Annotated in this window: 1 protein-coding gene; it reads right to left on the reverse strand. The window is 41.9% G+C overall.

Translation table 11 applies throughout. The features are described from left to right. Positions 1-241 precede the first annotated feature (241 nt). Entirely contained in the window at positions 242-3,448 is a 3,207-nt protein-coding gene (locus JGK07_RS32960) for a glycosyltransferase (RefSeq protein WP_293226796.1), read from the reverse strand. Positions 3,449-3,654: the final 206 nt, after the last annotated feature.

A 3,654-nucleotide genomic window follows, 5' to 3' on the forward strand; every position in this document is an offset into this window, starting at 1 on the left:
AACCCGCCCTCACCCAACAAACAATATTAATGTACATTCAGATTTACGGTGGGGCGGGGGCGGGTTTATATTAATTGTCGGTGATTATTATGTATGGTTGGCGAACCCGCCCCTACAAATAAAATGTAGGTTGAAATTACAATTTCAATCAACCGATAGATAATGTAGAGTGCGTCGCACTCGACAATCTGCAATTAAAATCAAAAATATAGCAGCGACGCACCCTACCAGATAAAAAAGATTAATTTGCGATTGCTTCCAAGAATTTCTCAGCATTCTTCACGCTTTCAATATCATAAATATCCCGGTTGTAACAAACAATTTGTGCTACCAACTTTTCATGATGTTGCTGAGCTTTTTCCAACATAGAACCCTGGGAACGCCGATAATTGACAACTACTTCTTTCGTTCCGAAAAATGGGATATTATGTCTGTGACAATTGACCCAAAATTCCCAATCTTCGTAACCTTCTTTCATCCCAATTTTATAACCTGCCACTAAATCCAAAATAGATTTGTGATACAGTGAAGACGGGTGAATCATGTTAGAGTGCTTGATGTTTTCCGGCGAATACAAATCGCTACTCGGTACTATGCGATTTTCTGTGCCAAACATTTGATAAGAACCAAATGCTACACAAGGTACATGAGATTTTAAGCATATTTCTAAAAGACTATTCAACGCATTTTCAGCTAAAATATCGTCAGCATCCAAAGGCATAATGTATTCACCATTTGCTGCTGCTATTCCCGCATTTCTTGCCAGAGACAGCCCTTGATTTGTTTGTTCTACCAGCCTGATTTTATGCTGGGGATTTGCTGCTATTAAATTTTTGGCAACTGTGCTTGTAGTATCTAAGCTGCCATCATTGACAATGATAATTTCCAAATTTTTGTAAGTTTGCTTAATTGCGCTAGTTACCGCTTGTGGCAAAAAGTGAGATTGATTGTAGCAGGGAACAATCACAGATACCAAAGGTCGATTTTCCAATTGCTGGGATGCAGAAATTTGCCTGAAACTTTCTGTTTGGGCTGACTTTTGAGCAGCTTGCAAGCTATAAAAATAAATCTTGGGATGTACAATCGCTAATTGATTCAAATCCGTGTTTTGATATTCACTTTCTAACATTGGATATCTCGATAAATATTCTTGTTTAACAAAAATAAATATATTCTGAGCGTACCAAGGCTCTACTTTGTCATTGTTCCATATTTTTCTCCTCAAGCAATCCACGACTGCAAAACCTTTTGTATGAAAATAATTTACCCAATATTGCGGCCACTGTTCGTTAACGTGTTCGACGCCTCCTTGAAACGGTATCGCAGCCGAAAACAAAATTACTGGTGCTAGTTTAGTGAGAGAATTAACAAAGGTTTCAGCACAGGTACCTGGTAAATGTTCTGCAACTTCTAGAGAAATTGCTAAGTCAAACTTTCTTTTTAATTGCAGCGGTTGCTTTAAATCGGCGGATTGGAACTGATTTAAAGGAATTTGTAAAAGAGTGCGATCGACATAATCGCCATCTATTCCCAAACAGTCAGCAATTCCCAACTTATGAAAAGCAGCCAACCAACTTCCCGTACCGCAGCCCACATCCACTACACTTTTAGGTAAATTTGGTTGCAGCAAGTCTAACAGCAGGGGAATAATTTCTATAGCAGAACTGCGAGTTCCTTCTCCTATTAATTCGTAGAAATCTCTTGTATAAGATGACTGTTTTTGTTTATTTTTTTTACTGTATGGGGTCGAATCAATACCGTTTAAACTGCTAATTTCATAACCCTGCAAATGTGCTGGCAAATCCCAATAAATATTAGGATCGGGTTGATGTTTTACAGGCTCGACATTCCCCCGCCAAGCTGCACCCATAATTTGCATTGTTTGATATACTATCGTTTGCCAACCCTGTTGTTTCAAGTAATCTAAACCCTTAGCAACAGCCGGAGCAGCTAAATCGTGAAATAAAATTATTGCATCTTCTTCTGCCAATTTTTCGCAGGCGATCGCATCATTTAACGGCCCATCACCTTCGTGTTCTCCGTCAATAAAAATTAACGACCATTTCCGGTTCAAATCCTTTGCTAATTGCTCTACTCTTTGGGGGCTGTAACCGGGTATGAGTTCAACGGAAGTTTGCACGCCAGACGCATTGAGAGCGCCTTGAATTGAATCTATTACGCTTTGTCTAATATCATCTCTTTCTAATAGCGGATCGACGACATCTAACTCAACTCCGGCGAGTGCTAAATGACAAGCAGACCAACCCAGCCAGCAGCCAATTTCTAATGCTTTTTTACCTGAAAATTGCAGGGCTGTATTGTAAAGAATGTGTGCTTCGTCGCGACTGAGAAATCCGACTGAACTAGCACGGCGATCGACATACCAATTGTGCTTAATTTCCCGGCGCAGATACGGCCACGGACAAGTATTAGTATCGCCCACAATCATGTTGAAAAAGTACACATCTGGGAGAATAATTTTTAGTCCGGGCGAGACGTAATCTCCGACAGGCAATGTATTATTTTGAATTTGAGAGGGTGGTTGTACTGTCATTTTTTCTGATTTTAATTGTGGGGATACTGGCGGTTGAATCGGTTGGTAGCGGAGACTAATTTCTATTTGATTCCCGTCGGTTGTTGCTAATTTTACCAAGTCGTGCTTGTGACCTGTGATGTGCAGAATGCCGATCGCCCCGTGCGGCAAATACGGCTCCACAAAACAGCGTCGCTGCTTGTCCCAGACGGGCAAACCGAAGTTGCAGCTCCAATTGCACCCAGCCGGCAGCATCTCTGTGCGATCGAACATTTCAGTACCGTAAACGAGCCGATTTAACGCTATTTGGTCAGTCATCAAAGAAACGTGCCGCTGCAATCCCTCATCCAGATATTCCGCCCAAAGTTCCCAATGCGGCGCATCTTTGTGCAGCGCAAAGATACCTGCATTGATAGTTGGATAGCTGTGCAACTGTTTGGCAACTTCTTCCCCAAAAGCTGCTTGATAATCGCGATAAACAAATTCCCAGTACCAAGGCAATTTGCCATAAGCTAAATAATAGCCTCTATCTAATTCTGGAACAACTGCTAAACCCCGTTTTGCCGCGCCTTTTACGAATAATTCCATAGCTTGCCAATCCTGCACCCAAGCATCAGCATCTATCCACAGGTAGATGTCGAAATTCGGGAAGTAACGGCGCAGAAACGGACGAGCTAAAAGTCCTTTGAGATAGTGAGGTGCTTCATTTTTGCCGGGAAAGTTGAACTCCCAATCGGGTTTTTGAATAATATTAACTTGTGTTTCCAGCCACTCCAATTGTTCGGGAGTGCAGCCTAGATCGAAAAAGCCGATCGCCACATTAGCGCCCTCTGGTTTTTCCCGCACCGATAAAATAGTACCTCGCACCAGTTCAAAGTAATTTGCATCGGCGGCCGTGATGGTGATAATCTGCATAAATATAGGATTTTTGGTTAAGGATTGGGGATTGGGGATTGGGGATTGGCCAAACAGGGCATTGGCCAAACAGGGCATTGGGCGGAGCGAAGCGGAGGGATTGGGCAGGCTCTCCTGACTTTATGGTGTATAATGTAACAAACAATACATTTACTGTCATGGACTTTTATTTAGACTATCTATTAGACTTGCCTGGAGTCAAGATT

This window comes from Microcoleus sp. PH2017_24_DOB_U_A, assembly GCF_020738205.1.
Taxonomy (GTDB): domain Bacteria; phylum Cyanobacteriota; class Cyanobacteriia; order Cyanobacteriales; family Microcoleaceae; genus Microcoleus.